We start from the raw sequence: 26,197 nt of genomic DNA on the forward strand, positions 1-26,197 counted from the left end.
AGACGTGTTGCGGCACATCCAGTGCGACGCTGCCACAGTGATGTCACTGAAGATCCAGATCGGCCCGCACCTATGGAGTCCGGGCCGTGTGTACGGCCTGGGGCAAAGCGGTACACACGGCCCGAGGCCAGCTGCGGTTCTTGCGCCTACTTGGCGGGGTCGACCTCGAAGGTGCGGGCCATGTCGTCGAGGATCATGTCGGCGCCCTGGAGGGAGACGGAGGTCATCCAGATCTCGTCCTTCACCCGGTGGACGTTGCCGGACTTGACGGCGTCCAGGCGCTTCCACAGCGGGTTGGCGAGGAACTTCTTCTCGCGCTCCTCGCCGCCGGAGAAGGTGCTGTAGAAGATGACGTCGGCGTCGGCCTGCTCGATCTGCTCCTCGCTGATCTCGATGTTGAACTCCTCGGGATCGCGCTGGTTCTCGGGGCGGGCCAGGCCCATGTCCTGCAGGATGATGCCGCTGAAGGTCTTCGGCAGGTAGATGCGGGTCGGGCCGTCGAGGAAGCGGACGATGGAGACGGTCGGGTCACCGGCCTTCTGGTTGATCGCGTCGCCGATCTTCTTGGCGCGTGTCTCGTAGGCGGTGAGCTTCGCCTTGGCCTTGTCCTCCTCGCCGAGGGCCTTGGCGAGGAGGGTGATGTTGTCCTTCCACGTCGGGCCGGTGGTCTCGACGAAGACCGTGGGGGCGATCTCGCTGAGCTGGTCGTAGAGGTCGTCGTGGCGGACGGTCGCGGAGACGATCAGGTCGGGCTTGAGGGCGGCGATGGCCTCGAGGTTGGGGCTGTCGAGCGGGCCGACGTCCTCGGTGTTCTTGACCGCGTCGCCGAGGTAGTCGGGGAAGCCCTTCTGGTCGCGGTAGGAGCCGATGCCGCCGACCAGCGGCCCGTCGAGGGCGACGACGGCCTCGACGAGGCTGTTGTCGAGGGCCACGATGCGCTCGGGCTTGGCCTTGATCTCGGTGCTGCCCTTGTGGTGCTCGATGGTGCGCGGGAAGCCGGCCGACTTCTCGGCGGCCGCGCTGGTCTCGGAGGCCTTGGCGTCCGAACTGTCCGAACCGCCGCAGGCGGTGAGTCCGGCGGCCAGGACCGCGGTGAGGAGGAGGGCGCCGATCCGGCCACGGCGGCCAGGGGTGCGGGTGAACATGGAACTCCCAGAGCGGATGGGTTAGGCAAGGCTTACCTGTGTAAGGCCTGGGTGAGCATAACCATCCGAGTCACAGAGAAAACACAGGGGGTGGCCGAAACCTCTTCTTAGGCATGCCTTACCTTGTCGGCGTGACTGTGTCGTCCTCCGTTCCCAGCGCGGATCCCCTCGCCGTGTCCGCCCCGCCGCGCGGGCGCCCCGCTGTACGGTCGGCAGCGCTGCTCGCGCTGGCCGGTCTGCTGGCCGCAGCGCTCTGTGCCTCGCTCGCCATCGGAACCAAGTCCGTTCCGCTCTCCGACGTGCTGTCCGCGATCGGCGGCGGCACCGATGGCGACGCGGTCGTCGTACGCGAACTGCGCATGCCCCGGACGCTGTTGGGCCTGCTGGCCGGTCTCGCGCTCGGCGCGGCGGGCGCGGTGACCCAGGAGATCACCCGCAACCCGCTGGGCGACCCGGGGCTGATCGGCATCAGCGCCGGGGGAGCGTTCGCGGTCGCCGCGAGCATCGGACTGCTGGGGCTGACCAGTTCGTACGAATACGTCTGGTTCGCCTTCCTCGGTGGTGCGCTGGCCGGTCTCCTCGCCTACGCCGTCGGCGGCACCGGCCGCGGCGGCGCCACCCCGGCCAAACTCGCCCTGGCCGGCGCCGCCGTGACCGTCCTGCTCGACGCCTGCACCAACACGCTGGTGCTCCTCGACGTTCGCACCCTCGACCAGTACCGCTACTGGGCGGTGGGCTCGCTGGCCGGGCGCGACGCCGGGCTCGGTCTGCAGCTTGTGCCGTTCATCGCCGTCGGCCTGCTGCTCGCGCTCGCGGTGAGCGGACGCCTGAACACGCTCGCGTTGGGCGACGACCTCGCCACCACGCTGGGCACGAAGGTCGCCGTCACGCGGGCCGTCGGCGCGTTGGCCGTGATCCTGCTGACCGGTGCCGCAGTTGCCGCGGCGGGACCGGTGACCTTCGTCGGGCTGGTCGTGCCGCACCTCGTACGGGCGTTCACCGGCCCCGACGCCCGCTGGCTCGTGCCGTGTTCGGCGCTCGGGGGAGCCGTGCTGATGCTGAGCGCGGACGTCGTGGGCCGTATCGTCGCGCGGCCCGCCGAACTGGAGGCCGGGGTGGTCACCGCCGTGATCGGGGCGCCGTTCCTGGCGCTGCTGGTCAAGCGCGGCAAGCTGAAGGAGCACACGCGGTGAGGTCCTTGAGAGCCGAACTCGGGCCCGTCGGCATACGGTTGCGGCCGCGCGTCGCGGTCGCGCTGGCCGCCTTGGCCGCGGTCGCCTTCGCCGGGGTGATCGCCTCGGTGTCGCTCGGCACCTACGCCATCCCGGTCCCCGACGTCCTGTCGGCCGTCCTCGGCACCGGCTCCGGCAGCGCGGACCTGATCGTCCATCAACTCCGGTTGCCGCGCGCCCTGACGGCCCTCCTGGTCGGTGCCGCCTTCGGGCTCGCGGGCGCCGTCTACCAGGCGGTGACCCGCAATCCGCTGGCCAGCCCCGACTTGATCGGTATCTCCGCCGGGGCCGGGGCGGGCGCGGTCGCCTCGATCCTGATCGGCGGGGTCACGGCCGCGGGGGCCGGCACCTTCGGGGCGGTCCCGTTCGGGGCACTGGCCGGGGCGCTCATCACGGCGACGGCCATCTACCTGCTGGCCTGGCGGGACGGCACCGTCACCGGCTACCGCTTCGTGCTCGTCGGCATCGCCGCCAACGGCGCGCTGGCCGCCCTGACCCGCTGGATGCTCGCCCGCGCCGACATCGACCAGGCGTCCCGCGCCATGGTGTGGCTCACCGGCAGCCTCAACGGCCGCGGCTACGACCACGTCCGCTGGGCCGGCTACGCCCTCCTGGTCCTCGTCCCCCTGGTGCTGGCCCTGGCGCGGTCGTACCAGCTCCTCCAGTTCGACGACGACACCGCGCTCGGCCTAGGCATCCGCATCGGCCGGGCCCGGATCGCCCTGCTGGTCCTCGCCACCTGCCTGGCCGCGCTCGCCACGGCCGCCGCCGGACCGGTCGCCTTCATCGCGCTCGGCGCCCCGCAGATCGCCCGCCGCCTGACCGGAACCGCCGGCATTCCGCTCGTCGCGTCCGGTCTGACCGGCGCGGTCCTGCTGCTCGGCGCCGATCTGGCCGCACGGCTCGTCTTCTCGCCCACCGAGCTGCCGGTCGGCATCGTCACCGGCGCGCTCGGTGCCCCGTACCTGTTGCTGCTGCTCGCCCGCGCCAACCGCGCCGGCAAGGGAGGCTGATGTGATCACCGCACTCGAGGGAACCGCGCCGTCGGTACCCGCGCTGGAGGGCGTCGGCCTGCGCCTGGCCTACGGCGACCGCGTCGTCGCGGACAGCCTGGACCTTCGGATCCCGGAAGGCCGTATCACCGCCCTGGTCGGCCCCAACGCCTGTGGGAAGTCGACGGCGTTGCGCGCCCTGGCCCGCCTGCTCAAGCCCAGCGCGGGCGCGGTCCACCTGGACGGCCGCGACCTCACGGCCGTCTCGTCCCGCGAACTCGCCCTGAAACTGGCACTGTTGCCGCAGACCCCGACCGCCCCCGACGGCATCACCGTACGGGACCTGGTCGCCCGCGGCCGTACTCCGCACCAGCGCTGGTGGCGCCAGTGGTCCTCGGCCGACGAGGCGGTCGTCGACCGCGCCCTGGCGGCCACGGGCGTCGCGGAGCTGGCCGACCGCACGCTCGACGAGCTCTCCGGCGGCCAGCGCCAGCGCGTGTGGATCGCCATGGCCCTCGCCCAGGACACCCCCGTCCTGCTCCTCGACGAGCCCACCACCTACCTCGACCTCGCCCACCAGGTCGACGTCCTGGAACTCGTCCGTGACCTCAACCGCGCCCACGGCCGCACCGTCGTCATGGTCCTGCACGAACTCAACCTCGCCTGCCGCTACGCCGACCACCTCATCGCGATGCGTGACGGAACCGTCGTCACCGCAGGCGCGCCCACCGACGTGGTCACCCCCGAACTCGTCGCCGAGGTCTTCGACCTGCCCGCCACCATCATCACCTGCCCCGTCGCGGGCACCCCGCTGGTCATCCCGGAGGGAGGCCGCCGCGACAACGCGCCATCCTCCGGCTGACGAGAATCGGCCACCCGGTCCGAAGGCCCCCTCGGACCGGGGCTATTGCCCTGTGTATCCACTTCAAGGAGCGCGGACTGGAGTTCGTCGAAGGCGCAGAGCGACGAGTGGGATCTGGGACGTCTTCAGATGGGAGGACGCCGACAAGTACAACGCCGACGTATGCGCGTCCATTCTCGAACAAGTCGCCGCAGCCATCGAGAAGTCCGAGAAGCGCTCCGCCTGACCGCCTGAAAGGTTAACGGGCTGACCGACGAAGTTCCGCGCGCGCGGGGGCCAAGGGGCGAAAACCGAGTAAGGAGGGACTTGCGGGTCGGCTCGGCGGCGGCGAGCCACGGCGGTGCGGCGGCGGGCCCGGCGACACCGGCGCGCAGCCGGGCCCGGGCGCTCCCGCCGTACGGATTGGAGGGGTCGTCCACGCCGACGACGTCCACCGCCGACACGCGCTCAGCCGCCTACCCGAGCCCTGCCCTCACCTTCCCCCGCCGGTCCCCCGAAGGGCCTCCGATCGGGGTGACGAGCGTCGACCGCCGGCCGGAGGACAGCGGCTTCCGGATCCGGTTCATGGACCCGGAGGATGTGCCGTTCGTGGTGGCCGAGTACCTGAGGTACTTTCCGGACGGCTTCTTCGCCCGCCTTGGGCCGAGGTTCCTGGCCGCGTACACCCGGACCCATCTCACCGGCCCGGACGCGCGTGCTTACATCGTGGAGATGGGCGGGCAGCCGGTGGGCTTCCTCATCGGTGGGATCGACCCGGCGGCGCACCGCCGCCATGTGCTGCGCGACCACGGGAGCGGACTGCTGCTGCGGGCACTGGGCAGCCTGTGTCTGCGGCCCCGACTCGCCTGGCAATTCGTGCGTACCCGGCTGGTGCGCTACGGCCGCAAGCTGATTCCCAACCGGACGGCCCGGCAGGCTCCCGCCGCCGGTCCCGTTGGTGTCACCGCGGTCCTGGACTATGTCGTCGTGGCCGAGCACGCCCGCTGCCGTGGCATAGGGGCTCGGTTGATCGCGCGGTTCGTCAAGGACGCCACCGATGCGGGCTGCGCGCGTGTCACTCTCGTCACCGCCGCCGACGGCGGAGCGGGACCGTACTACGAGCGACACGGCTGGCTGCGTCACGGAGAGATCCGCACGCCCGAGGGCCGCCGCCTCCTCACGTACGACTTCCCGCTGAACGAAGGCCCGACCTCGGAGCGCAACTGAGGCGCCAACATCGTCCGCCCAGTCCAGGACCGACCGATCCACCTCGCCCCGGGATCACGGCCGTATTCGACACGGCTACGTCGGAGGCATCTCCAGGAGATCCTGCTTGACCAGCCACGTACGGGAGTGGGAGCACGCGCGCACCCAGCCCTTCACCCACACCGTCCCTGGACGCCGTCGTCACGAAGATCACGGACGTCCAGTGGTCCCGCATGCTGGCGGCGGGACTGTGGCGCAAGGGCTGTCCCGACGTCTGGGACCAGTTGCGCCGCGTGGAGATGAACTTCGTGGGCTTCGACGGCGAGGTGCACCGCGGTGTCCTGGTGGTCAACGCCGATGTCACGGCCAGCGTCGTCCCCATCTTCACGAAGCTGTTCGAGGAACGCTTCCCCATCCGCCGTATGGAGCCGATGGAGGTCTACGACGGGCACCTCAACGCGAGCCTGCGCGCCGACAACACCTCCGCCTTCAACTGTCGCCGTCCCGACCAGATCAACGCCCCGTTCAGGGAATCCCCGCACGCCAACGGCCGCGCGATCGACATCAACCCGCTCGAGAACCCGTGGAAGGACCTGCGGACGAAGCGCTGGTCGCCGAGCGGCGAGTACGCCCCGCGCACCGAGCGGGAGGGCAAGATCCTCAAGGGCGGCCTAGTCTGGCGGGCGTTCATCGAGGAGGGGTGGGTCTGGCAGGACATCAAGGTGCCCGACTACATGCACTTCGACACCGGATACCCGTCCAAGCCCTTCAAGGGACCCATCGCGAGTCCGTCCACTGCCAGTCCACCGACTTCGGCGCAGTCGACCCCGGCCGGGTGAGCGGGGGAGACTGGCCGGCGGCGCTGGAGCCGGTTGTCCGGCCAGGACGCTGCTGACATCCGCCACGCCATGACCAGGGGCCCGGACGCGCCTGCCGGGTCCAGCCGTGCTCCTCAGCGCCTGCGGCGGCATGGGCGGTATTGCTGCACTAGTCCTTCGCCGACGTCTCCTGTGCGCGGTCCCTCAACCGGGGCCATTTGGCGGCGGCTTCGGCGACGTACCGCTGTGCGGGGCGGGTCGATGGGTTCGGAGCACCGCCTGGAGTCTGCGGCGTAGGGAGTCGACTTCGCCGTCGGCGCTCTGGCCGGAGCCCGGCTGGTGGCACTCCGGGGCCTCGGCCAGGACTTTCTCGATGTCGTCCAGAGCTGCCCTGGCTTGCTGCAACTCCCGTTTCATGGCGTGCAGGTGGGCGGCCTGTCCACCGAGTTTCCGCCGGGCGGCGGCCAGGCGTTCGTACTCGTCGGGGGCCAGCACGACCACCTGCTGGCCCTACAAGGCCATCGTGCGCGGCTGTGGGCGCCTGCTCACGGCGGTCGTCCTCTCGGCTCGTCGGGATGGCCCACGTAGGCAGCCAACCGTAGATGAGCGCTGCCTTCCGCGGCAGGGCACGAGAGGTGGGACGGGAAGGGGGCGCGATGCCGGAGGATCCTCTCCGCCGGGCGCTCCGTTCGGTGTGCGCTGACGGCTGACGTGGCCCGTCCGGGCCGCGCCCGGACGCTGCCGGCCGAGTCTGACCGTTACCCGGTGCCGCTGTAGCGTACCGCCGAGTTCCGCTCCGGCGTCCCTCTCGATCCCTCGGGGTCACCATGGGACAGGCGGACGGGCCCGCGGGCGAAACCCCCGACGGCCCCGTCAATCCGGCATTCTCAGTGGGGTGCGGGGGCTGCCTGCGGTGGCGCAGCCTGCTGGGTGGGTGCGGTGGTGGTGCGAGGTTCCAGGACCCGCTCGGCGAGGTGGCCGAAGATCACGCCGAAGGATGCCCACAGAAGAAGCTGCATGCCTGCCGCGGCGACGCGGAAGTCCCAGACCACATTGGCCGGGAAGCCTTCGGGCATTTCGTTGACAGCGGGGAGGAAGGCCAGCGCGAGGCCGACCGCCACCACGAAGGCCACGGAGGCGGCGATGGTCGCGTTCCAGTTGCCCAGGCGTGGGGCCAGCCGCTGGCCCAGGACCACGGCCGCGATGCCGATCAGCACACTGAGCGCGATCATCAGCCAGTACAGGGCGGTGCGCTGGTTGAGGGTGTCGGGGGCGCTGACCGCCGGGGGATTCGCCGGGTACTTGAGGAACGGCACGAGGAACACGGTGACGAAGCCGCCCAGGGCGACCAGGCCCGCGGTGACGCGTGGACCGAAGCGGCCTATGCGGCCCAGGGCGAAGCAGAACGCCAGGGCGGCGATTCCGGCGAACGCGGTGGTGAAGAAGAGCACGCCGGTGGCCAGGCCGGCGGTCTCCTGCAGGGTTCGGCTGACCAGTTCCGGGCCGTGTTCGGTCGCGTGGGCGGCTTCAAAGACGAGTGCGGACCTCAGCGGCGATTCCCCCACGAGGTAGGCGAACCCGAAGACCAGCAGCCCGGTGGCGATGCCGGTGAGCATGCCGCGGACCAAGAGGGTTCTGACGGTGGCGGAGTTCATGTGCGCGGCCTCGTCTCAGTGGCAGGGGAAGCCGAGCAGGTGGCGTCCGTCGTGCACCCACTCGTGCACGCCCTCGCCGGAGAAGACAGCCGCCGTGCCGCCTTCGGCGCCGACGAAGTACAGCAGGATCAGCATCAGGATGCCGAAGAACGCCGCCCAGGGCAGGATCGCCCGGACGGGGAGGGTGAGGGGTGCGTCGGGGGCGACGGCCGGCGGGGCTGCGGACTGCGCCATGGCAGGACCTCCTGGGGGGAACTCGCGTCCCATGTCGTTGGAGCTCGAAGCGACGGCTGCGGGTCTGACTCGCCCGGCGATCAGCGCCCTGGCGGGGGCGGCTCCGGCTGGGCTTACAGTGGCGCGACCGTGCCGGATTCTCACCGGACTTCCGTCATGCCGTCGTCAATGTCGTGGTGACGGTAGCGCGGAGCGGCATTCCCGCCAAGAGCGCGCGGGTGGCCCCGGCGCGCGCCGGATCCACTCCCATACGCCCAAGTTCCGGCGTTTGCAAGCCCGTTCGGTGAGAGGAGGAGGGTGCATGACAAGCCGGGTGATGTTGATCTCACCAGCGGTCAGCGCGGCGCTACGGGAGGCGCGCTTCGACGATGGTTGCTCCCTGGACGTCGCTGGGCTGCGGCGGGCGCGGTCGGCTGCCGGAACACTGCCTGCGGCCGACCGGGTGTTCGCCTCCCCGTCGGTGCGCTGCCGGGAGACGGCTGCCGGGCTCGGGCTGGAGGCGGTGCCGCTGCCCTGGTGGCCGGGTGGGCGGTGGGCCGGTGGCGGGGCAGGACCTTGGGAGAGGTGACCGCCGGCGAGCCGGAGGCGGTCGAGGCCTGGCTGACGGACCCGGTATGAGCGCCGCACGGCGGGGAGTCGCTGCTGGAGCTGTGCGACAGGGTCGGAGGATGGCTGGACGCGGTGGCCGGTGAGGCGGGGCGGGTGATCGCCGTCGTGGAGCCGGAGGCCGTCCGCGCGGCGGCGGTGCGGGCGCTGGGGGTGACGGCGCAGGCGTTCTGGCGGATCGACGTACCGCCGCTGTCCGCCGTGGAGTTCAGCGGGCGCGCCGGGCGGTGGAATCTGCGGCCGGAACGGCCGCTGGGGGACGCCAGGTAACCGTATGGCCTTTCTCGCCGGCATGCGGGCCGGTGACTTGCTCACCGTGCACGCGGAGCTGGAGCGGGCCGGGCGTACATCGACGGACGTCGGCGTCCGCGTCACCGCGGAGCGGCCGAATGCCTCCGGGCCCGCCGCCGACGTGGCAACAGCGCAGAGACCTTCGTCGCCATCGACGTCGAGAGCCGACCATGCCCGGTCCCGCCCCTCAGCACGATGGAAGCCGGCGTAACAGGCCGCGGCACCCGACAGAGCGGGCGAGAGACACGACGGGGCGCTCCGGGGACAGGCGCCCCCGCCGTACAGCCGGCCGGTGCCGGTTCGCGGTCAGGGCGCGATCGGGTACGGCACGAAGGTGCTGGTGTTCTCGTCGATGGAGAGCCGTTGTCCGAGTGGCGGCACGGCGCGCTGTGGGCAGTCGAGGCGTTCGCAGACGCGGCAGCCCATGCCGATGGGAGTGGCGGCGGAGGTGTTGTCGAGGTCGAGTCCGTCGGAGTAGACGAGGCGTGAGGCGTGGCGGATCTCGCAGCCCAGGCCGATCGCGAACGTCTTGCCGGGCTCGCCCCAGCCGCCGCGGCTGCGGGTGACGGTGCGGGCGGTCCACAGGTAGCGCTGTCCGTCGGGCATGGCGGCGATCTGGACGTGGATGCGGCCGGGTGCGGCGAACGCCTCGTAGACGTTCCACAGGGGGCAGGTGCCGCCGGCGCGGGAGAAGTGGAATCCGGTGGCGGACTGGCGTTTGGACATGTTGCCCGCGCGGTCCACGCGGACGAAGGAGAAGGGCACGCCGCGCAGGCGCGGGCGCTGAAGTGTGCTCAGGCGGTGGCAGACGGTTTCGTGGCCGAGGCCGAAGCGGTCGGTAAGGCGCTCGATGTCGTACCGAACCTCCTCGGCGGCGGTGTGGAAGACGGTGTACGGAAGGATCAGCGCGGCGGCGAAGTAGTTGGCCACTCCGATCCGCGCCAGCTTCCACGTCGTGGAGCCTTCCTCGTAGTCCTCACTGGCGTGGCGGGAGAGTTCGTCGCCGTATTCCAGCAGGGCCAGTTGGGTGGCCATGCGGAACGCCTGCTGGCCGGGGCGCAGGCGGGGGGAGAGGTGCAGCGTGTGGTCCCGCGGGTCGTAGTGGTGCGGGCTGTCCCCGTTGGCCGTGATGCGTACGCCGTGCCGGTCGGCGAGGCGGGCGGAGAGTGCCTGACGGACCTCGCCTGGCCGGATGCCGATGCGCGCGGCCAGTTCCTCCGCGGCGGTGTCGGCGTCGTGCAGGTAGTTCTGGCGGCGGTAGAAGAACTCGCGGATCTCCTCGTGCGGCGTGCGGGGCGTGGCCGTAGCGGAGGTTGCGGTGCGGCCGTCGGCCGCCTCGGCGAGCCGCTCGCCCAGTTCCTGGTTGCGCCGCCCCAGGTCGAGCAGAACCGTGGCGACGGCGGGCAGCCGGGAGGCGAGCTCCGACAGGTCGCCTGCGGAGACGCGGCCGGCGGCCACCTCGTCGGCCATGGCCTCGCGCAGGTCCGCGAGGAGCCGGCTGGTGTCACGCTCGGAGAAGAAGGCGGCGTCCACCCCGAACACCTCGGTCAGCCGCAGCAGGACTGGCACGGTCAGCGGGCGGGAGTCGTGCTCCATCTGGTTCAGATAGCTCGGCGAGATCCCCAGGACCCGGGCCAGCTCGGCCTGGCTCATCCGCCGCTCCTCACGCAGCCGCCGCAGCCGCGCCCCCGCATAGATCTTGCTCACCGGGCCTCCCTCCGACGCCCCACAGCCTAAGCGCACCGCATCCGGAACAGGGCTTCGCAATCTTGGCAAAGAGGGCGCGGAAGATTCGCAGAAGTTGGCAAGCGGCCAAGGTTGATGGCACTCAGTGCCACTGGCAGAGTCGTCCTGCGGCCCGCCGGACCCCGGCGACCGGACCGGAACCCCGGGCACGATTCATGCCCTGACGTCGGAGATCCCGGCAGTTCCGCCCCCGGCGACTCGTCGACATTGCTCACCTTCGCTCACGAGTGAGGGCACCGCGGGCCGCACACCAAGCGGAGGAGAAAGACCTTCGCACTATTCACTGACGATCTTCGGTTTCGATTCCCCTTCAGGAGACGGTCATGGCGCAGGCAGGAACACAGGCGGCGGCACAGGAGCTGGCCCGGCGATGGGCGAGCGACCCGCGCTGGAAGGGCATCGAGCGCACCTACAGCGCGGAGGACGTCGTCCGGCTGTCCGGCAGCGTCCGCGAGGAGCACACCCTCGCCCGGCGTGGCGCCGAACGGCTGTGGCGCCAACTGCACGAGCAGGACTACATCCATGCCCTGGGCGCGCTGACCGGCGGCCAGGCCGTGCAGCAGGTCAAGGCTGGCCTTCAGGCGATCTATCTGTCCGGCTGGCAGGTCGCCGCCGACGCCAACCAGGCCGGGCACACCTACCCCGACCAGAGCCTGTACCCGGCCAACTCCGTTCCCCAGGTGGTGCGTCGGATCAACAATGCGTTGCTGCGCGCCGACCAGATCGCCACCGCCGAGGGCGGCACGGATGCGACCGACTGGCTCGCGCCGATCGTCGCCGACGCGGAGGCCGGGTTCGGCGGGCCGCTGAACGCCTTCGAGCTGACCAAGGCGATGATCGCGGCTGGTGCGGCGGGCATCCACTACGAGGACCAGCTCGCCTCCGAGAAGAAGTGCGGCCACCTCGGCGGCAAGGTACTGGTACCGACCTCGCAGCACATCCGCACCCTCAACGCCGCCCGTCTCGCCGCCGACATCGCCGATGTCCCGACCGTCATCATCGCCCGTACGGACGCGCTCGCCGCCAACCTGCTGACCAGCGACGTCGATGAGCGCGACGCACCGTTCGTCACCGGTGAGCGGACGGCGGAGGGCTTCTATCGGGTGCAGAACGGCATGGCCCCGGTGATTGCCCGTGGCCTTGCCTACGCCCCGTACGCGGACCTGATCTGGGTCGAGACCGGCACCCCGGATCTGGCGCAGGCCCGGGAGTTCGCCGAGGCGATCCATGCCGAGTACCCGGACCAGATGCTCGCCTACAACTGCTCGCCGTCCTTCAACTGGAAGGCCGCGCTGGACGATGACCGGATCGCCAAGTTCCAGCGCGAGCTGGGCGCGATGGGCTACAAGTTCCAGTTCATCACTCTGGCTGGCTTCCACTCCCTCAACCACGGCATGTTCGACCTGGCCCGCGGCTATGCCGAGCACGGCATGACCGCGTATGTCGACCTGCAGGAGCGGGAGTTCGCCGCGCAGGCGCACGGCTTCACCGCCGTCAAGCACCAGCGCGAGGTCGGCACCGGCTACTTCGACCTCGTTTCCACCGCGGTCAACCCGGCCTCCTCCACCACGGCCCTCGCGGGTTCCACCGAGGAAGAGCAGTTCCACTAAACCCTTCGTCGCCGTCCCGTCGGCCAATTCCCGGTGGGTGCCCGACGACCTGTCTTCGTCGGGCACCCACCGTCCCCGCTGAGGAGAACCGCATGTCCCTCTCGCCCCTGACCAGCACAGTTCAGGTTCTCGGCGCGCCGAGTGAGCGCCACGAGGAGATCCTGACGCCCCAGGCCCTGGACTTCATCGGCCGACTCGACGCGGCGTTCGCGGACCGGCGCCTCTGGATCCTCGCCGAGCGCCGTCGTTGCTCCCGAAACCTCGCCTCCGGCACGCCCCTCGACTTCTCGCTCGCCACCGCCGCCGTCCGGGCCGACCCCCACTGGCACGTCGCCCCGCCCGCACCTGGTCTCACCGACCGGCGGGTGGAGATCACCGGGCCGCCCGAGCGCCGCATGACCATCAACGCCCTCAACTCCGGCGCGAACGTGTGGATGGCCGACTTCGAGGACGCCACCGCCCCCACCTGGGACAACATCATCGGCGGCCAGCTCAACCTGCTCGACGCCATCGAGCGGCGCATCGACTTCACCACCCCCGAGGGCAAGGAGTACCGCCTCGGCGAGCAGCTCGCGACCATCATGGTCCGCCCGCGCGGCTGGCACCTTGTCGAGGAGCACCTCACGGTCGGCGGCCGCCCGGTGTCCGCCTCCCTCGTGGACTTCGGGCTGTACTTCTTCCACTGCGCGCAGCGCCAGCTCGACGCCGGACACGGCCCGTACTTCTACCTCCCCAAGCTGGAGAACCGCTACGAGGCACGCCTGTGGAACGACGTCTTCGTCCTCGCGCAGGACCTGCTCGGCATCCCTCGTGGCACGATCCGCGCCACCGTCCTCATCGAGACGATCACCGCCGCCTTCGAGATGGAGGAGATCCTCCACGCGCTGCGCGAGCACAGCGCCGGCCTCAACGCCGGCCGCTGGGACTACCTCTTCAGCCTGATCAAGACCTTCGGGCACCGCACTGACTTCCAGCTGCCCGACCGCGCCAGGGTCACCATGACCGCCCCGTTCATGCGCGCCTACACCGAACTGCTGGTGCGCACCTGCCACCGGCGCGGCGCCCACGCCATCGGCGGCATGGCCGCCCATGTTCCCGGCAGGGACGCGGCTGCCAATGAGGCCGCGCTCGCCAAGGTCAGGCTCGACAAGGAGCGCGAGGCCGAGGACGGCTTCGACGGCTCCTGGGTCGCCCATCCCGGCCTCGTCCCCGTCTGCCGCGAGGTCTTTGACGGTGTTCTCGGCGACCGCCCACACCAGATCGAACGCACCCGCGACGACGTCGATGTCGAAGCCTGCGACCTGTTGTCGGTGCGCCGCATCAGCGGGCCACCCACCGAGGACGGCGTACGCGCCAACATCGCCGTCGCACTTCGCTATTTCGATGCCTGGCTGCGCGGCCACGGCGCGGTCGCCCTGTACGGGCTGATGGAGGATGCGGCCACCGCCGAGATCGCCCGCTGTCAGATCTGGCAGTGGCTGCGCCACGGCACCGTGGAGCGCGACACAGTGATGAAGATCCTCGACGACGAGACATCCGCCCTGGCCCAGGAGGACCCGGCGGCCCTCACCACCGAGGCCCACGACATCTTCCTCCGCACCGCCCTCGATCGCGACCTGCCCGCGTTCTTCACCACCGACGCCTACGCCCGTCACCTCGTCCGCCGTCGGGAGGTGCGGTCATGAACGCGCGCATCCAGCGAGTCGGCGTCGTCGGCGGCGGCCAGATGGGGGCCGGGATCGCCGAGATCTGCGCCCGCGCCGGTCTCGACACGGTGGTCTGCGAGGCGGATGCCACCGCGGCCCGGGCAGCCCGGGAGCGCGTGGCGGCCTCCCTCGAACGCGCGGTCCAGCGCGGCAAGTTCGACCGCATGACGGCGGAGGACGCCCTGGCCCGGCTCGTCTTCACCGGCAGCCTCGACGACCTTGCCGACCGGCAGCTCGTCATCGAGGCCGCTATCGAGAACACCGACGCCAAGACGGAGATCTTCGCCGCCCTCGACAAGATCGTCGAGGATCCGGAGGCGATCCTCGCCACCAACACCTCATCCATTCCGGTCATGCGCCTGGGCATGGCCACGCACCGCGCCGACCGGGTCCTGGGGCTGCACTTCTTCAACCCCGTGCCCGTCCTGCCCCTGGTGGAGGTGGTGCCCTCCCTCCACACCGCGCCGGAGACCGTCACCGCCATCGAGGAGTTCGCCCACAACGCCCTCGGCAAGACCACGATCCAGTCCCGGGACCGAGCCGGCTTCGTCGTCAACGCCCTGCTGATCCCCTACCTCCTCTCGGCGATCCGCATGGCCGAATCCGGCTTCGCCACCGCCGCCGACGTGGACGCCGGCATGGAACTGGGCTGCGCCCACCCCATGGGCCCGCTCAAGCTCGCCGACCTGATCGGCCTCGACACCGTCGCCTCCATCGCGGAGTCGCTGTACGAGGAGTTCAAAGAGCCGCTGTACGCCCCGCCACCGCTGCTCCAGCGGATGGTCGAGGCCGGTCTGCTCGGGCGGAAGACGGGCAGGGGATTCCACACCTACGACCGGGACTGAGGGGACCGGGCTGACGCCGGGGCTGAGGTGCCCGGGCCGATGGGGAGCGGCGCGCGGGGCGACGGCTGAGGGTCGCTCCGCGCGCTGACGCGTTTTCCGGCCCCCGCGATGCCACGAACCGGGCACGTATCTCATCGCGCGGTCCGGCATGTGAACGGCACTGTCCGAAGGCCCGCTCCGGCGCCTAGGGTGGCGCATGCAGCTGGTTCGCACTGCCCGCCAGGCAGGCGCGTCGCAAGAGGGAACCCGGTGGGAATCCGGGACTGCCCCGCAGCGGTGAGCGGGAACGACCGCCGTCAAACGCACTGGACCCGGCCGGGTCTGGGAAGCGACGGCCAGTAGGTGTACGCCGGGAAACCGGCAGACGTGCCCGCGAGTCCGAAGACCTGCCACTGCCCGCGTGCGATGTCCGCGCGCGGTGATCTCGGTGACCTCGAGGGCGGGTCGGCGTACATATCAGGCGGGCACACGCGACGGCACAGCGACGCGGTCCGCCAGATCTGCCATCCCTTCGCGCTCTCGACCCGTCCCCCGGGGTCTTTCGGAGACACACTCGCGAAGGAGAGTTCCGTGACAATCAAGTCCGCAGCCGCGACAGCCCGGGCCACCGTGTACGGCTACCCCCGCCAGGGCCAGAACCGGGAACTGAAGAAGGCCATCGAGGGCTATTGGAAGGGCCGGGTCACCGCCGACGCCCTGCGTCACACCGCGGCCGGTCTGCGCCGCACCAACTGGCAGCAGCTCGCCGACGCCGGTCTCCACGAGGTGCCCACCGGCGACTTCTCCTACTACGACCACGTCCTGGACACCAGCGTCATGGTCGGCGCCATCCCCGCTCGCCACCGCGCAGCTGTCCAAGCGGATGCCCTGGACGGCTACTTCGCGATGGCCCGCGGCACCCAGGACGTGGCGCCACTGGAGATGACCAAGTGGTTCGACACCAACTACCACTACCTGGTCCCCGAGCTCAGCCCCGACACCGCGTTCAGCGCGGACTCCACCAAGCAGGTGGCCGAGTTGAAGGAAGCACTCGCACTCGGCCTCACCGCCCGCCCGGTGCTCGTCGGCCCGGTCACCTACCTGCTGCTGGCCAAGCCCGCCCCCGGTATCGCCGCGGATTTCCAGCCGCTGACCCTGCTGGACCGGCTGCTGCCGGTGTACGCCGAGGTGCTCGCCGACCTGCGGGCCGCCGGCGCCGAGTGGGTACAGCTCGACGAGCCGGCCCTGGTCCAGGACCGCACCCCCGCCGAACTGCACGCCGCCGCCCGTGCCTACCGCGAGTTGGGCAGCCTCGCTGACCGGCCGAAGCTGCTGGTCGCCTCCTACTTCGACCGGCTCGGCGAGGCCCTGCCCGTCCTGGCCAAGGCCCCCGTCGACGGCCTCGCGCTCGACTTCACCGGCCCGGCTGCCGCCAACCTCGACGCCCTCGCCTCCGTCGGCGGCCTGCCCGGCAAGCGCCTTGTCGCCGGCGTCGTGGACGGCCGCAACGTGTGGATCAACGACCTGGAGAGGTCGCTGTCCACCCTCGGTACCCTGCTCGGCCTCGCCGACCGGGTGGACGTGGCCGCCTCCTGCTCCCTGCTGCACGTCCCGCTCGACGCGACCGCCGAACGCCAGGTGGACCCGCAGATCGCCCGCTGGCTGGCCTTCGCCCGCCAGAAGACCGCCGAGATCGCCACCCTGGCCCGCGGCCTCACCGAAGGCACTGGCAGCATCGCCGCACAGCTCGCGGCCAACCGCGCGGACCTGGCCTCCCGCGCCGGATCCTCCCTCACCCACGACCCGGCGGTACGCGCCCGTGCCACGGCCGTCACCGACGCCGAGGCCCGCCGATCCCAGCCGTACCCCGAGCGGGCCGCCGCCCAGCGTGCCCACCTGCGCCTGCCCCTGCTGCCGACCACCACCATCGGCTCCTTCCCGCAGACCACCGAACTGCGCACCGCCCGCGCCGACCTGCGGGCCGGCCGTATCAACGCCGCAGCCTACGAAGAGCGCATCGAGGCAGAGATCCGCGAGGTCGTCTCCTTCCAGGAGAAGACCGGCATCGACGTCCTCGTACACGGCGAAGCCGAACGCAACGACATGGTCCAGTACTTCGCCGAACAACTCACCGGCTACCTCGCCACTCAGCACGGCTGGGTGCAGTCCTACGGGACCCGCTACGTCCGCCCGCCGATCCTGGCTGGCGACATCTCCCGCCCTGAGCCGATGACGGTGCGCTGGACGACGTACGCCCAATCCCTCACTGACCGTCCGGTCAAGGGCATGCTCACCGGACCGGTCACCATGCTCGCCTGGTCCTTCGTCCGCGATGACCAGCCCCTCGCCGACACCGCCCGCCAGGTCGCCCTCGCCTTGCGCGACGAGGTCAACGACCTGGAGGCCACCGGTACTTCGGTCATCCAGGTCGACGAGCCCGCCCTGCGCGAGACCCTGCCGCTGCGCGCGACCGGCCACGCCGCCTACCTGGCCTGGGCCACCGAGGCGTTCCGCCTCACCACCAGCGGCGTCCGTCCCGACACCCAGATCCACACCCACATGTGCTACGCCGAGTTCGGCGACATCCTCGCCGCCATCGAGGACCTGGACGCCGACGTCATCAGCCTGGAGGCGGCCCGCTCCCACATGCAGGTCGCAGGCGAACTCGCCACGGCCGGCTACCCGCGCGAGGTCGGCCCCGGCGTCTATGACATCCACTCTCCGCGAGTCCCCGGCGCCGACGAGGTGGCCGCCTTGCTGCGCAAGGGACTTGAGGCCATCCCGGCCGAACGGCTGTGGGTCAACCCTGACTGCGGTCTGAAGACCCGCGGTTGGCCCGAAGTCCGCACCTCGCTGGAGAACCTCGTCACCGCCGCCCGAGAGGTCCGGGCCGCCCTGGCCATGCCCGAGTCCTGAGCACACCAGGGGCCGCTGCGGTGAACCGTAGCGGCCCACTCCCTCACGACGGAAGGCGCGTCCATGACCAAGCGCGGGAACGTGAAACCCTCGGACAGCTTGAGGCTCACCGCGAAGCCGGTCTCGAACAGTCCGGCGAGGGTGACGAGCAGCCACGCGATGGCCATGGGAGAGTGCCGCCACGTCTCGGGTCGGCAGATCGGTGACTGCCTCGCTGGCTGAACCCTCCCCTTGTCCCAGCGAGTATGCCCCCTGACGAGCCGCGCTTCGCGAGACCCTGGTGAGGGATTCCCTGGTCGGCGCGCCCTGCCGGGAGCCGACCGTCTCCGTCGGGCGAGGCAGCCGGGGCGGGTCCCGGAAAGAGCCGGTGAATCCCTGCGGGCCGGGACGCCGAAGAGCCCACGATGGCCGCCGCGCATTGGAGACAGGAACCGAACCGAGAGAGCCAGCCGACAGGGATCTCCACGTCGGCCCGACCCCGTCCTTGTTAGCCGATGAGCCGAGCGGCGTAGTCGCCCGCGCGCTGTACTGCGGCGACGAGCGCGTCGGTGTCCACGGTCACCAACTCCTCCAGGTGGATGGTGGAGCGTCCGTTTCGCCTTCGCTGCTCGAGAGGCGCTGGGCGCTTTCGCCGTTCCCGATGTGGAACTGCTCGCGTCACCTACCCCCGGCGCAGGTCGAGCACCATCACGTCGTACAGCGGCGAGTCCGGGAAGGGCAGCTTCTCACCGGCGTGCTCGTATCCCCAGCTCTCGTACAGGGCCCGCAGACGCGGACGCTCCCGGCGGACCAGCAGCTCGGCCCGCTCCTCGTGCCGTTGGCTCATCAATTCGTCGTGCATTACGCGGGAGATGCCCCGCCCGCGCCACTTCTCGCGGAGCATGTTCTCGCACAGCTTGAACCTGCCCGCATCCTCGCGCCGTGAATCCGTAAGTGAAGCCCGCTACTTTGGTGTCGACCTCGGCGATGACGCAGCCCCAGCCGCCGGCGGACACGTGGGCTTCCAGCCGTTCCTCCAAGCGCTCCATGGAGAAGAAGGGGTTGGTGGCGATTTCGTCCGCGTACACGTCGGCGTACACGTCCAGTATGGTGCCGCGGATCTCTGCCAGCCGCTCGCTGGTGTAGTAGCTGGTCGTCAGAAGATCTACGGACATGTGGGCCACCGCCTTGTATCGTTCCGAGAATTCCGCGGCACCGGGCGCGCCATGGTCGAGCAGGTCGTCACGCAACTGCTTCAGGCGTTTATCGATCAGGTGGCTGTGCACCTCGGGCAGAAGGGCGAGGGCGTCGTCTCCGGCTGCCATGGCCTCCTCCAGATCCCCGGCTGCCGCCAAGGCCCGGCCAAGTCTGACGTGCGCGGCAAACTGGTTACGCCTCAATGGCGTTGACTGCGCGATCCGCAGGGATTCACGAGCATCGGCCACCGCCTTGGCGTTGTGCCCCAGGTCGAGGAAGGACAAGGCTGCGGCACTGGACACCTCGCCGGCGTTGAAGAACCCGAGCCACCGTTGTGGCTCGCTGGGCTCCCGGTCGAATTCCTGCTCGGCTCGGTGCAGGGACCGGGCACACCAGCCCGCCGCATCTTGGATGGCGTGTCCCTGGGCAACCCTGGTGTGCAGCAGTGCGGACAGCTGTCCGTCCCTGCGGCCCCGCGTTTCCTGCAGCGCCGCCCGAGCGATCGATGCCGCCTCGCCGCCGTGCCCCAGCACGTACGCCTGGTGATACATGGATGACCAGATTCGCGCCTGGAGCCGCTTGTCGCGAGCCAGAAGGGCGTAGCGCAGCCCGGCGTCCCACCATTGGCGTGCGACTTTCTGCCGACCCGCGTCGAACGCGAACCAGCTGGCGCTCGTGGCCATTTCACCCAAGGCGCGGTACAGGTGGGTCTGCACGTTGTTCCCGTATGTGCAGCGCCGCGCGGCTGCTTCGACGTGATCAATGAAACGGGCTGCGGCATCCACCAGTTGCGCGCCGCCATGCCGGTCGTCGATCTTGTGGAGCTTGGCGGCGGCGCCTCGGGTCCGGAAACATCCGCGATGAGGACTTCGGCGCAGAGCCTTCGCCCAGTCATCGCCGGCCGCCCCGATGGTGTCGGGTGCCCGATGGCAGCTTGCGACGGTGACCTCGTGGCCGGCTGCCCCAAGGACGTTGATCAAGGTCTCAGGGTGTGGGGCGTACGGGCTCGGTTCGATGAACGCTGTGGCCTTCTCGATACGGGGAGCGGCTGGGAATGGACGGGTGCGGGTGGCGAGTTCCAGGAGCGTGTCCACGCTTGTGGCCACTGCTGTGTCGACCTGGGCCAGGTTGCGAGCCGCGAAGGCGGCGAAGCGGTCGCCTGAGTTGGCGGGGTCCGGCGGGCCGAGCCGGTCGACGCGGATGACGCGATGGGCGACGACCTCGATCAGAGGGTCGAGGAAGGCCCGGCGAAAACCGTTCCCGTCGGCTGAGTAGGTCTGAAAGTCCGTGGTCACCACGACCACCGGCACATCGAGGGCTGCGGCGTATCCGACTTCCATGCATGAGGTCACCGGAACCGGAGGACACGGCGTGGCGAGGCCTGCTGATCTTGAGTGCCTTGGTCTGCGGCGCCGTACTCAGGCCCAGGCTGCATATGTGATGCACGCCGTGATGGCTCGGTTCTGAGGTTGCGCGCATGCCGACGACTGCCCCGCCGCTGTCCGCGTATCCCCCATTGAACGTGCAGGCGCACACGCCCCGGCTGTCCTTGCTGGGGGCGACGGATGAACTCCTGGAACGCCTGGTCCCGACGGTGCGCAAGGGGGGCCACGGAACCTCCGTGGCCCTTCGACGATCCGATCTCTCTCTATGAGGACAGCCCGGAACGCGAGTGGCGCTGGCTGCGGGGAATATGGTCCGGCCGAGGCCGTGTCAGTGCCGGTTCCTGGCGCCTCTACTTCGTCGTGGTCATCGACGGCGAGCCGGTGGGCATGCAGGATCTGATCGGCATCGACTTCGCGACCTTCGGAACGGTCACCACGTTTTCCTGGCTCAGCCCCGACGTGCGCGGCGCCGGCTTCGGGAAGGAGGTGCGACAGGCAGTGCTGCATCTGGCCTTCGAAGGGCTGGGAGCCCGCGAGGCAAGCAGCGATGCGTTCGTCGACAACCATGCCTCGAACCGTGTCTCCGAAGCCCTGGGATATGAGCCGAACGGCGTCTTCTGGGACACCCGGAGGGGCGAGCCGGCGGAGATCAAATGCTGGAGGCTGACCCGCGAGCAGTGGATCAAGCAGCGGCGTGACGACATCGAACTCGCCGCTGTTGCCGACTGTCTGCCCGTGCTTGGGCTCGACCCGTCACCGCGGTAAGACGGACCTGGCGGACGTCAGACTTCGGTGCGACTGCCGGCGCCCGGCCCGGCAGCGGTGCACAAAGCCGAATGGGTGCGTGTGAGACTTCACGCCCGACCTGCCTCCAGGGACTACCAACAACCCCACCGGTCAAGGCAGAACCAGGCCCGACCGACACCAGCCCCGAGCACGCCGGGCGACTCGGTTCGTTGAGACCAACGGCGACAGACCGTGCCCGAAGCCCTCAGGGCGACGTCGCCCACCGTCCGACGCCGGCGAGTCAACGGAGCGAGGCGATGATGGCAGTTTCAGCTCTGCTGTTGACGCGCTTGGCCGCCCCGGTGCAGGAGGCCCGTTCGGCAGCCGGGGCCCGGGGTGGGCTCCGCGCAGCTCCGAAGAATTCACGTACTTCGGGGGAACGTTTCGCGCGGACGGCTCCTCAACAGGGCGACGGAACCCAACCTTGCCTGCGTAGGAGGACACATGCCGTACCGGCCCGACACCCCCGCCCCGATCCGCGCTGCAGCGCTCGTCGCCTCGGTGCTCACCGTGGACGCTGTGCTCCACCTGTACTGGACGACGGGAGCCACATGGCCCGCGGCCGACGACAGGAGCCTGTCCCACGCGGTTCTCGGTACGGACGTGCCGTTCACACCACCGATCCTGCTTCCTCTGGTTGCCTTGCTCCTCACCGCCGCCGCCTTCGTCCTTGCTCACTCGCGCCGGCCCCGCCACCTGCTGCTCCGCGTCGGCACCCTGGCCGTGGCCGCGGGACTCTCGCTGCGCGCTTTGGCGGGGATCTACTGGCTGTTCACCAAGGAGACCGGCAGCGCCTTCTACTGGCTCAACCTCGTGCTCTACACCCCACTGTGCGCCGTCCTGGCCGTCGCTGCCCTGCGCGTGGCGCGGTGGAAGGATACGGCCCGTGCCTGATGAACGACCCGATGACCGGACGGCCCGGCTGGTGCGAGCCGCCCAGCGCGGCGACACCCTCGCCATGGCTGAACTCCTGGACGTCCTCGCGCCGTACGTGGGCCGCGTCTGCGCGCCCATAGCCCTGGGCCAGGGCGCGGACGCTGCGCAGGAGGCCCTGGTGGCGGTCTTCAAGTCGCTGCGCACCCTGAAGGACCCGGCTGCCCTGCACGGCTGGGTCCGTGCCATCGCCGTGCGGGAGGCGATCCGCACTGCGCACCGCGCCGCCCGCACCGTACCGGCCGATCTCAGCGCGCTCCCCGCCCGCGGCGACCCCCAACTCTCAGCCGACATCAGGGACGTACTGGACCGGCTCTCCCCCGAGCACCGCGCGGTGCTGATGCTGCGTGACGTCGAGGGCCTGGACGAGCGCACCGCCGCCGCCCTGCTCGGTGTGCGCACGGGCACCGTCAAGTCACGGCTGCACCGGGCCCGCGACACTTTCCGGAAGGCGTGGACGTCATGAACGAGCCCTGGCCCATCACCGACCTCGACCCCGTACGCCGCTTGCACGCCTTGGCCGGCGGCATTCGTGGCGCCCACGTGACCGAGGCGCACATCGACGCACCGTTCGAACGGGTCTGGGACCTGCTGGGCGACCTGGAGGGCGCCTTCGGGCAGGTCGTGCCCGACATGGAGCGGCTGCGCGTCGTCCGTCGGCAGGGCGAGCGCGTAGAGGCGCTGGCGCGCAGCAGGTACGGGATGCGGGCACGGCTGCGTGGGGTGCAGCGGCCCGGCTGGTGCTGGCTGCAGAGCCGGTTCCTGCTGCTGGGCGTGGCGGCGGCGCCAGAAGGCCCAGGTACTCGGGTGGCGTTCACCGGGGGCGTGCGCCTGCCGACCCACGCCGCACTGATCCCCCTGGGCGTACGTCGTGAGGGCAGCCGCAGCATTCAGCGCCTGACGGCCCTGTTGTGACCGGAAAGCGGCAGCCGTCGGACCCCAACTCGAAACGCGGTCCCGCCTGATCCACCCCAGCCGGTACAGCAACTCGGCACCCGCAGCGCACTCAGCCGCGGGGACTGGTTCGCTGAGACAGAAGCTCGAACGACTCGGTTCGTTGAGAAACGACTCGGTTGAGTGAGACGGGAAGCCACGGTGTCACCGTGCACTCCCTGAGTAAGACACTGCCAAATCCCCCGTCACACTGAAGTTGGCCCGAGCCGACCCCTTGCGGAGTCCGCCGGAACCCGGGAGTAGCGATGGGTGCGCCCGCGTATATGTGTGTGGGGCGGGTCTGCATTGTTCTTGAGGTGATGTGGCTGTGAGGCTCATCGCGAGGAGACGACGGGCCGGCCGAGGAATGGCCGTGCGCGCTGGGGCATGCGCCGCCGGAGTGCTGGTCGCGGCCGGGCGCAGTGCGTCGGGGACGGACGGCTCCCACGACAAGGGCCCTGGAGGCTCGGGCGGCGGTGGTGCGTCAAGTCCAACGACGTCCGAAGCCCCGCGCACGGCGTCGGTCGGGGATATCGCTCGGGAGCGTGCCAGGGAGGCCTGTCTCGGGATGTGGCAGGACATCGCCGACGCTGCGGAGACGCCCGATTGGGACTCGCCGCAGCTGGGGCGGTACGCGACGGGGGACGCTCTGTCGACCATCTCTCGGGCCCTGTACGCGGACCATGTCAACGGGCTGGTCAGCAGGGAAGAGCCGAAGAACTAACCCAAGGTGACCAAGGCGGTCCCGGCAGCGAACCCGACCACCGTGATGATCTCCGACTGCGGAGACTCCACGCACTGGCCGTGCCCCGGCTCGGGCCGCCACGCATGCCCGTCACCTCTCCCGCCGGCCGTACCGCCGCGGCCGGTTTCCTTCCCGCGGGTGGCTGAATGGGCATCAGCACAGTCACCGCCCTCCGGCGTTGGGAGCGGACAACGGCGTGTCCGAAACGCATGGACCGACTGGTCGGTACGTGCTCTGGTGAGCCCGCATCAGGGGCAACGCCGTCAGGGGCGATGCCCGCGCAAGGCATCGCCCGAGCCAGGCGATGCGCGCATCCCGGCCCGCCAGGAGAGCTCCATGGCCCATCAGCACGCCCATCCGCACACCCCCCAGCTCCATCAAAGACCCCGGCCCCACCCGCCCGGCAGGTCCTTCCTGCTCGTCAACGGACTGACCTTCGCGGTCCACCTCCTGCTCGCCTGCGCCGCCGAGGACCTGCTGGCCACGCGAGTCGCCGGACAGATCACCCTCGGCGTCCTCGCACTCCTCGCCCAGGTTCTGCTCCTGCTGTGGACGGCGGCGCGCTACGACCGCGCCCCCTACGGCGAAGCCCACGACGAGACGCCCTACGGTGAGGCCTCGTACGAGCAGCCGCACGGGGAGCGCTGATGCTTCCTCAGATGCTGCTCGCCGCAGGGGCACCCGGCACCCTCGACCTGGACGCGGACACCCGCTCCTGGGTCCTCGTCGGCTTTCTGACGGTCATTGTCCCGATACTGCTCATCTGCGTGCTCAACGGCCCCGAGCGCGACCGGGTCAACGACTTCTACACCGCGGGCCGCAGACTGCGCCCCGTGCAGGGCGCCATCGTCCTCTCCGGCGTCTATCTCTCCGCCGCGACCGTGCTCGGTACGACGGGAGCCGTCGCGGTCTTCGGCTTCGACGGCCTGTTCATCGCCCTGTGCACCGTGCTGTCGCTCGGCGTCCTGCTCCTGCTGGCCGGCCCGCTGCGCGAGCGCGGCAGCTACACCCTCGGCGACACCTTCGCCCTGCGCGCCCCGGGGCCCGCCGTGCGGATCGCGGCCGCCGTCGTCACGCTGAGCGCCTGTATCCCGTATCTGATCGTCCAGCTCTCCGGCGCGGGCCGGACCACCGCCATGCTGCTCGGCCTTTCCGGGGCGGGCGCCGAACAGACGGTCATCGTCATGATCGGCGCGCTCGTCGTCTGCGCCACCGCCTTCGGCGGGATGCGAGGCATGATCGCGCTGCAGATCATCAAGACAGTGTTCGTGCTCGCCATGGCGCTCGCCGTGGCCGCGGTGCTGCTCCACCGCTTCCACTGGAGCGCCGACTCCCTCATCGACACCGCCGCTCGGGGCAGCGGCCGACCCGAGGGCTATATGCGTCCCGGCTTGCGCTTCGCCGCCGGCGGCCCGGTCGAGAGCACGCTCGACTTCATCGGCCTGATGATCACCGTGGTGCTGGGCGTGGCGTGCCTGCCCCATGTCGCCACCCAGCTCAACACCGCGCCCGACCCGGCCGCCGCCCGACGTACGGTCCGCCACACCATCGGGATCGTCGGCGCCGTCTGCCTCGTCACCACCGTGATGGGCTTCGGCGCCGCGGCGGTGGTCGGTGCCCCGAAGATTCTCGCCGCCGATCCCGGAGCCACCAGCAGCCTGCTGATGCTCACCGGCGATCTGGCGGGAGGATCGTCGGCGCAGACGGGCGAGGCATGGCTCATCGTGCTGGTCGCCTGCGCGGTGTTCCTCACGACCCTTGCGGTGGTCGCCAGCGTGACCCTGGCGGCGGCGGGCGCGGTCGCCCATGATCTCGTCACCAACGTCGTGCGCCGCGGGCGTACCACCGAGGGCCGGGAGGTGGCCGCGGCCCGTATCGCGTCCGCCCTGGTCGGGTTGCTGAGCATCTTCTGCGCGGTGTGGGTCCAGGGCTGGAACATGGGCTTCCTGTCCACGCTCTCCCTGGCGGTGGCGGCCTCCTGCCTGCTCCCGGCGCTGGTGTACGCGTTGTTCTGGCGCGGCTTCACGCGCCGGGGACTGCTCTGGACGCTGTACGGCGGCCTGGGCTCCGCGATCGGACTCCAGGTGTGCAGCCCCGTCTTCTCGGGCAACCCGATGGCGCTGGTGCCCGAGTGGCACATCGACTGGTTCCCGCTCCAGACAGTCGCCCTGGTGTCGCTGCCCGTCGCGTTCCTGCTCGGCTGGCTCGGCAGCGTGACGGGACGGCGGCATACGGCCCCGATGGCTGAGGCGCCGGTCGAGCCTGACGTACTGACGTACTGACGCACGAAGGCGGCGGCCGGCGGAGCGCCCTCACACGCTCCCTCGACCGCCGCCCCTGTGGGAAACCGACGCCGCGAAGACCTGAAGCGGGATCAGCGGGCCTTGTGGCGCATCTCCCTGGGGCTGACCCCGTAC

At 70.4% G+C, this 26,197-nt stretch carries 23 protein-coding genes, 1 pseudogene and 1 riboswitch; of the genes and pseudogenes, 18 read left to right on the plus strand and 6 right to left on the minus strand.

Annotated elements, in window-relative coordinates; translation table 11 throughout:
- Positions 1-146 precede the first annotated feature (146 nt).
- A complete protein-coding gene (locus H4N64_RS32485) occupies positions 147-1,145 on the minus strand; it encodes an ABC transporter substrate-binding protein (protein ID WP_186286034.1) in 999 nt (332 codons plus the stop codon).
- Positions 1,146-1,282: 137 nt separating this feature from the next.
- Here H4N64_RS32485 and H4N64_RS32490 point away from each other — a divergent pair, with 137 nt between their 5' ends.
- The 5 genes from H4N64_RS32490 to H4N64_RS32510 all read left to right on the plus strand — a co-directional run bounded on the left by H4N64_RS32490 (position 1,283) and on the right by H4N64_RS32510 (position 6,255).
- On the plus strand, positions 1,283-2,338 hold the full coding sequence (locus tag H4N64_RS32490) for a FecCD family ABC transporter permease (RefSeq protein WP_336246854.1): 1,056 nt from the start codon (positions 1,283-1,285) through the stop codon (positions 2,336-2,338).
- On the plus strand, positions 2,335-3,390 hold the full coding sequence (locus tag H4N64_RS32495; protein ID WP_186286038.1) for an iron chelate uptake ABC transporter family permease subunit: 1,056 nt from the start codon (positions 2,335-2,337) through the stop codon (positions 3,388-3,390). Before H4N64_RS32490 ends, H4N64_RS32495 begins: the two co-directional genes overlap by 4 nt.
- A gap of 1 nt (position 3,391) precedes the next feature.
- Positions 3,392-4,231 (plus strand): ATP-binding cassette domain-containing protein, encoded by an 840-nt coding sequence (locus H4N64_RS32500; RefSeq protein ID WP_186286040.1) that lies wholly within the window; start codon positions 3,392-3,394, stop codon positions 4,229-4,231.
- Between the two features lie 306 nt (positions 4,232-4,537).
- Complete coding sequence (locus tag H4N64_RS32505) at positions 4,538-5,437, plus strand: GNAT family N-acetyltransferase (protein WP_260860098.1); 900 nt, start codon at positions 4,538-4,540, stop codon at positions 5,435-5,437.
- A gap of 212 nt (positions 5,438-5,649) precedes the next feature.
- Complete coding sequence (locus tag H4N64_RS32510) at positions 5,650-6,255, plus strand: M15 family metallopeptidase (RefSeq protein ID WP_260860099.1); 606 nt, start codon at positions 5,650-5,652, stop codon at positions 6,253-6,255.
- 183 nt (positions 6,256-6,438) lie between these two features.
- On the opposite strand, the gene H4N64_RS32515 is transcribed toward H4N64_RS32510, so the two are convergent.
- From H4N64_RS32515 to H4N64_RS32525, 3 genes are all read right to left on the minus strand, one after another.
- A complete protein-coding gene (locus tag H4N64_RS32515; protein WP_186286041.1) occupies positions 6,439-6,735 on the minus strand; it encodes a hypothetical protein in 297 nt (98 codons plus the stop codon).
- 386 nt (positions 6,736-7,121) lie between these two features.
- Positions 7,122-7,889 carry a CbtA family protein gene (locus H4N64_RS32520; protein WP_186286043.1) on the minus strand — a complete coding sequence of 256 codons (768 nt, stop codon included), beginning with the start codon at positions 7,887-7,889 and terminating at the stop codon, positions 7,122-7,124.
- Positions 7,890-7,904: 15 nt separating this feature from the next.
- Positions 7,905-8,123: a CbtB domain-containing protein gene (locus H4N64_RS32525; protein ID WP_033309275.1), complete on the minus strand. Its 219-nt coding sequence runs from the start codon at positions 8,121-8,123 to the stop codon at positions 7,905-7,907.
- Between the two features lie 301 nt (positions 8,124-8,424).
- Here H4N64_RS32525 and H4N64_RS32530 point away from each other — a divergent pair.
- A pseudogene (locus H4N64_RS32530) lies at positions 8,425-8,999 on the plus strand (histidine phosphatase family protein).
- Positions 9,000-9,021: 22 nt separating this feature from the next.
- Positions 9,022-9,231, plus strand: coding sequence for a hotdog domain-containing protein (locus tag H4N64_RS46910; protein ID WP_418896306.1), 210 nt, complete (start codon positions 9,022-9,024; stop codon positions 9,229-9,231).
- Positions 9,232-9,326: 95 nt separating this feature from the next.
- Here the strand turns inward: H4N64_RS46910 and H4N64_RS32540 are convergent, their stop codons facing one another.
- On the minus strand, positions 9,327-10,727 hold the full coding sequence (locus H4N64_RS32540) for a short-chain fatty acyl-CoA regulator family protein (RefSeq protein WP_186286045.1): 1,401 nt from the start codon (positions 10,725-10,727) through the stop codon (positions 9,327-9,329).
- Between the two features lie 362 nt (positions 10,728-11,089).
- Here H4N64_RS32540 and aceA point away from each other — a divergent pair, with 362 nt between their 5' ends.
- The 4 genes from aceA (at position 11,090) to metE (ending at position 17,822) form a co-directional block, all read left to right on the plus strand.
- Positions 11,090-12,376 carry an isocitrate lyase gene (gene aceA / locus H4N64_RS32545; protein WP_186286047.1) on the plus strand — a complete coding sequence of 429 codons (1,287 nt, stop codon included), beginning with the start codon at positions 11,090-11,092 and terminating at the stop codon, positions 12,374-12,376.
- Positions 12,377-12,468: 92 nt separating this feature from the next.
- A complete protein-coding gene (aceB, locus tag H4N64_RS32550; RefSeq protein ID WP_186286049.1) occupies positions 12,469-14,061 on the plus strand; it encodes a malate synthase A in 1,593 nt (530 codons plus the stop codon).
- Positions 14,058-14,927: a 3-hydroxybutyryl-CoA dehydrogenase gene (locus H4N64_RS32555; protein ID WP_186286051.1), complete on the plus strand. Its 870-nt coding sequence runs from the start codon at positions 14,058-14,060 to the stop codon at positions 14,925-14,927. The genes aceB and H4N64_RS32555 overlap by 4 nt, the downstream gene beginning before the upstream one ends.
- A gap of 185 nt (positions 14,928-15,112) precedes the next feature.
- Positions 15,113-15,335: riboswitch (cobalamin riboswitch) on the plus strand.
- 162 nt (positions 15,336-15,497) lie between these two features.
- Positions 15,498-17,822, plus strand: coding sequence for a 5-methyltetrahydropteroyltriglutamate--homocysteine S-methyltransferase (gene metE, locus H4N64_RS32560; protein WP_186286053.1), 2,325 nt, complete (start codon positions 15,498-15,500; stop codon positions 17,820-17,822).
- Positions 17,823-18,547: 725 nt separating this feature from the next.
- Here metE and H4N64_RS32570 read toward each other — a convergent pair.
- On the minus strand, positions 18,548-20,338 hold the full coding sequence (locus H4N64_RS32570; RefSeq protein ID WP_186286055.1) for a tetratricopeptide repeat protein: 1,791 nt from the start codon (positions 20,336-20,338) through the stop codon (positions 18,548-18,550).
- Positions 20,339-20,563: 225 nt separating this feature from the next.
- On the opposite strand from H4N64_RS32570, the gene H4N64_RS32575 reads away from it, so the two are divergent.
- The 7 genes from H4N64_RS32575 (at position 20,564) to H4N64_RS32605 (ending at position 26,062) form a co-directional block, all read left to right on the plus strand.
- Positions 20,564-21,148: a GNAT family N-acetyltransferase gene (locus H4N64_RS32575; RefSeq protein ID WP_222109671.1), complete on the plus strand. Its 585-nt coding sequence runs from the start codon at positions 20,564-20,566 to the stop codon at positions 21,146-21,148.
- 465 nt (positions 21,149-21,613) lie between these two features.
- Complete coding sequence (locus H4N64_RS32580) at positions 21,614-22,063, plus strand: DUF3995 domain-containing protein (protein ID WP_186286057.1); 450 nt, start codon at positions 21,614-21,616, stop codon at positions 22,061-22,063.
- On the plus strand, positions 22,056-22,568 hold the full coding sequence (locus H4N64_RS32585) for a sigma-70 family RNA polymerase sigma factor (protein ID WP_186286059.1): 513 nt from the start codon (positions 22,056-22,058) through the stop codon (positions 22,566-22,568). The genes H4N64_RS32580 and H4N64_RS32585 overlap by 8 nt, the downstream gene beginning before the upstream one ends.
- A complete protein-coding gene (locus H4N64_RS32590; protein WP_186286061.1) occupies positions 22,565-23,017 on the plus strand; it encodes a hypothetical protein in 453 nt (150 codons plus the stop codon). The genes H4N64_RS32585 and H4N64_RS32590 overlap by 4 nt, the downstream gene beginning before the upstream one ends.
- A 391-nt stretch (positions 23,018-23,408) precedes the next feature.
- Entirely contained in the window at positions 23,409-23,759 is a 351-nt protein-coding gene (locus H4N64_RS32595) for a hypothetical protein (protein WP_186286063.1), read from the plus strand.
- 357 nt (positions 23,760-24,116) lie between these two features.
- A complete protein-coding gene (locus H4N64_RS32600; RefSeq protein WP_260860101.1) occupies positions 24,117-24,428 on the plus strand; it encodes a hypothetical protein in 312 nt (103 codons plus the stop codon).
- The gene (locus tag H4N64_RS32605; protein WP_186286065.1) at positions 24,428-26,062 is read left to right on the plus strand and encodes a sodium/solute symporter; all 1,635 of its coding nucleotides are present in this window, start codon (positions 24,428-24,430) and stop codon (positions 26,060-26,062) included. Before H4N64_RS32600 ends, H4N64_RS32605 begins: the two co-directional genes overlap by 1 nt.
- Positions 26,063-26,197 lie beyond the last annotated feature (135 nt).

This window comes from Streptomyces cupreus (assembly GCF_014257025.1).
Taxonomy (GTDB): domain Bacteria; phylum Actinomycetota; class Actinomycetes; order Streptomycetales; family Streptomycetaceae; genus Streptomyces; species Streptomyces cupreus.

Excerpts from the sequence above, each read along its gene's own strand:
- H4N64_RS46910 (WP_418896306.1), top strand. The coding sequence starts at position 9,022 with ATGCGGGCCGGTGACTTGCTCACCGTGCACGCGGAGCTGGAGCGGGCC.
- aceA (WP_186286047.1), top strand. The coding sequence starts at position 11,090 with ATGGCGCAGGCAGGAACACAGGCGGCGGCACAGGAGCTGGCCCGGCGA.
- H4N64_RS32485 (WP_186286034.1), bottom strand. The coding sequence starts at position 1,145 with ATGTTCACCCGCACCCCTGGCCGCCGTGGCCGGATCGGCGCCCTCCTC.
- H4N64_RS32590 (WP_186286061.1), top strand. The coding sequence starts at position 22,565 with ATGAACGAGCCCTGGCCCATCACCGACCTCGACCCCGTACGCCGCTTG.
- aceB (WP_186286049.1), top strand. The coding sequence starts at position 12,469 with ATGTCCCTCTCGCCCCTGACCAGCACAGTTCAGGTTCTCGGCGCGCCG.
- H4N64_RS32580 (WP_186286057.1), top strand. The coding sequence starts at position 21,614 with ATGCCGTACCGGCCCGACACCCCCGCCCCGATCCGCGCTGCAGCGCTC.
- H4N64_RS32605 (WP_186286065.1), top strand. The coding sequence starts at position 24,428 with ATGCTTCCTCAGATGCTGCTCGCCGCAGGGGCACCCGGCACCCTCGAC.
- H4N64_RS32510 (WP_260860099.1), top strand. The coding sequence starts at position 5,650 with ATGCTGGCGGCGGGACTGTGGCGCAAGGGCTGTCCCGACGTCTGGGAC.
- H4N64_RS32600 (WP_260860101.1), top strand. The coding sequence starts at position 24,117 with ATGGCCCATCAGCACGCCCATCCGCACACCCCCCAGCTCCATCAAAGA.
- H4N64_RS32520 (WP_186286043.1), bottom strand. The coding sequence starts at position 7,889 with ATGAACTCCGCCACCGTCAGAACCCTCTTGGTCCGCGGCATGCTCACC.
- H4N64_RS32575 (WP_222109671.1), top strand. The coding sequence starts at position 20,564 with ATGAACTCCTGGAACGCCTGGTCCCGACGGTGCGCAAGGGGGGCCACG.
- H4N64_RS32525 (WP_033309275.1), bottom strand. The coding sequence starts at position 8,123 with ATGGCGCAGTCCGCAGCCCCGCCGGCCGTCGCCCCCGACGCACCCCTC.
- H4N64_RS32570 (WP_186286055.1), bottom strand. The coding sequence starts at position 20,338 with ATGGAAGTCGGATACGCCGCAGCCCTCGATGTGCCGGTGGTCGTGGTG.
- H4N64_RS32555 (WP_186286051.1), top strand. The coding sequence starts at position 14,058 with ATGAACGCGCGCATCCAGCGAGTCGGCGTCGTCGGCGGCGGCCAGATG.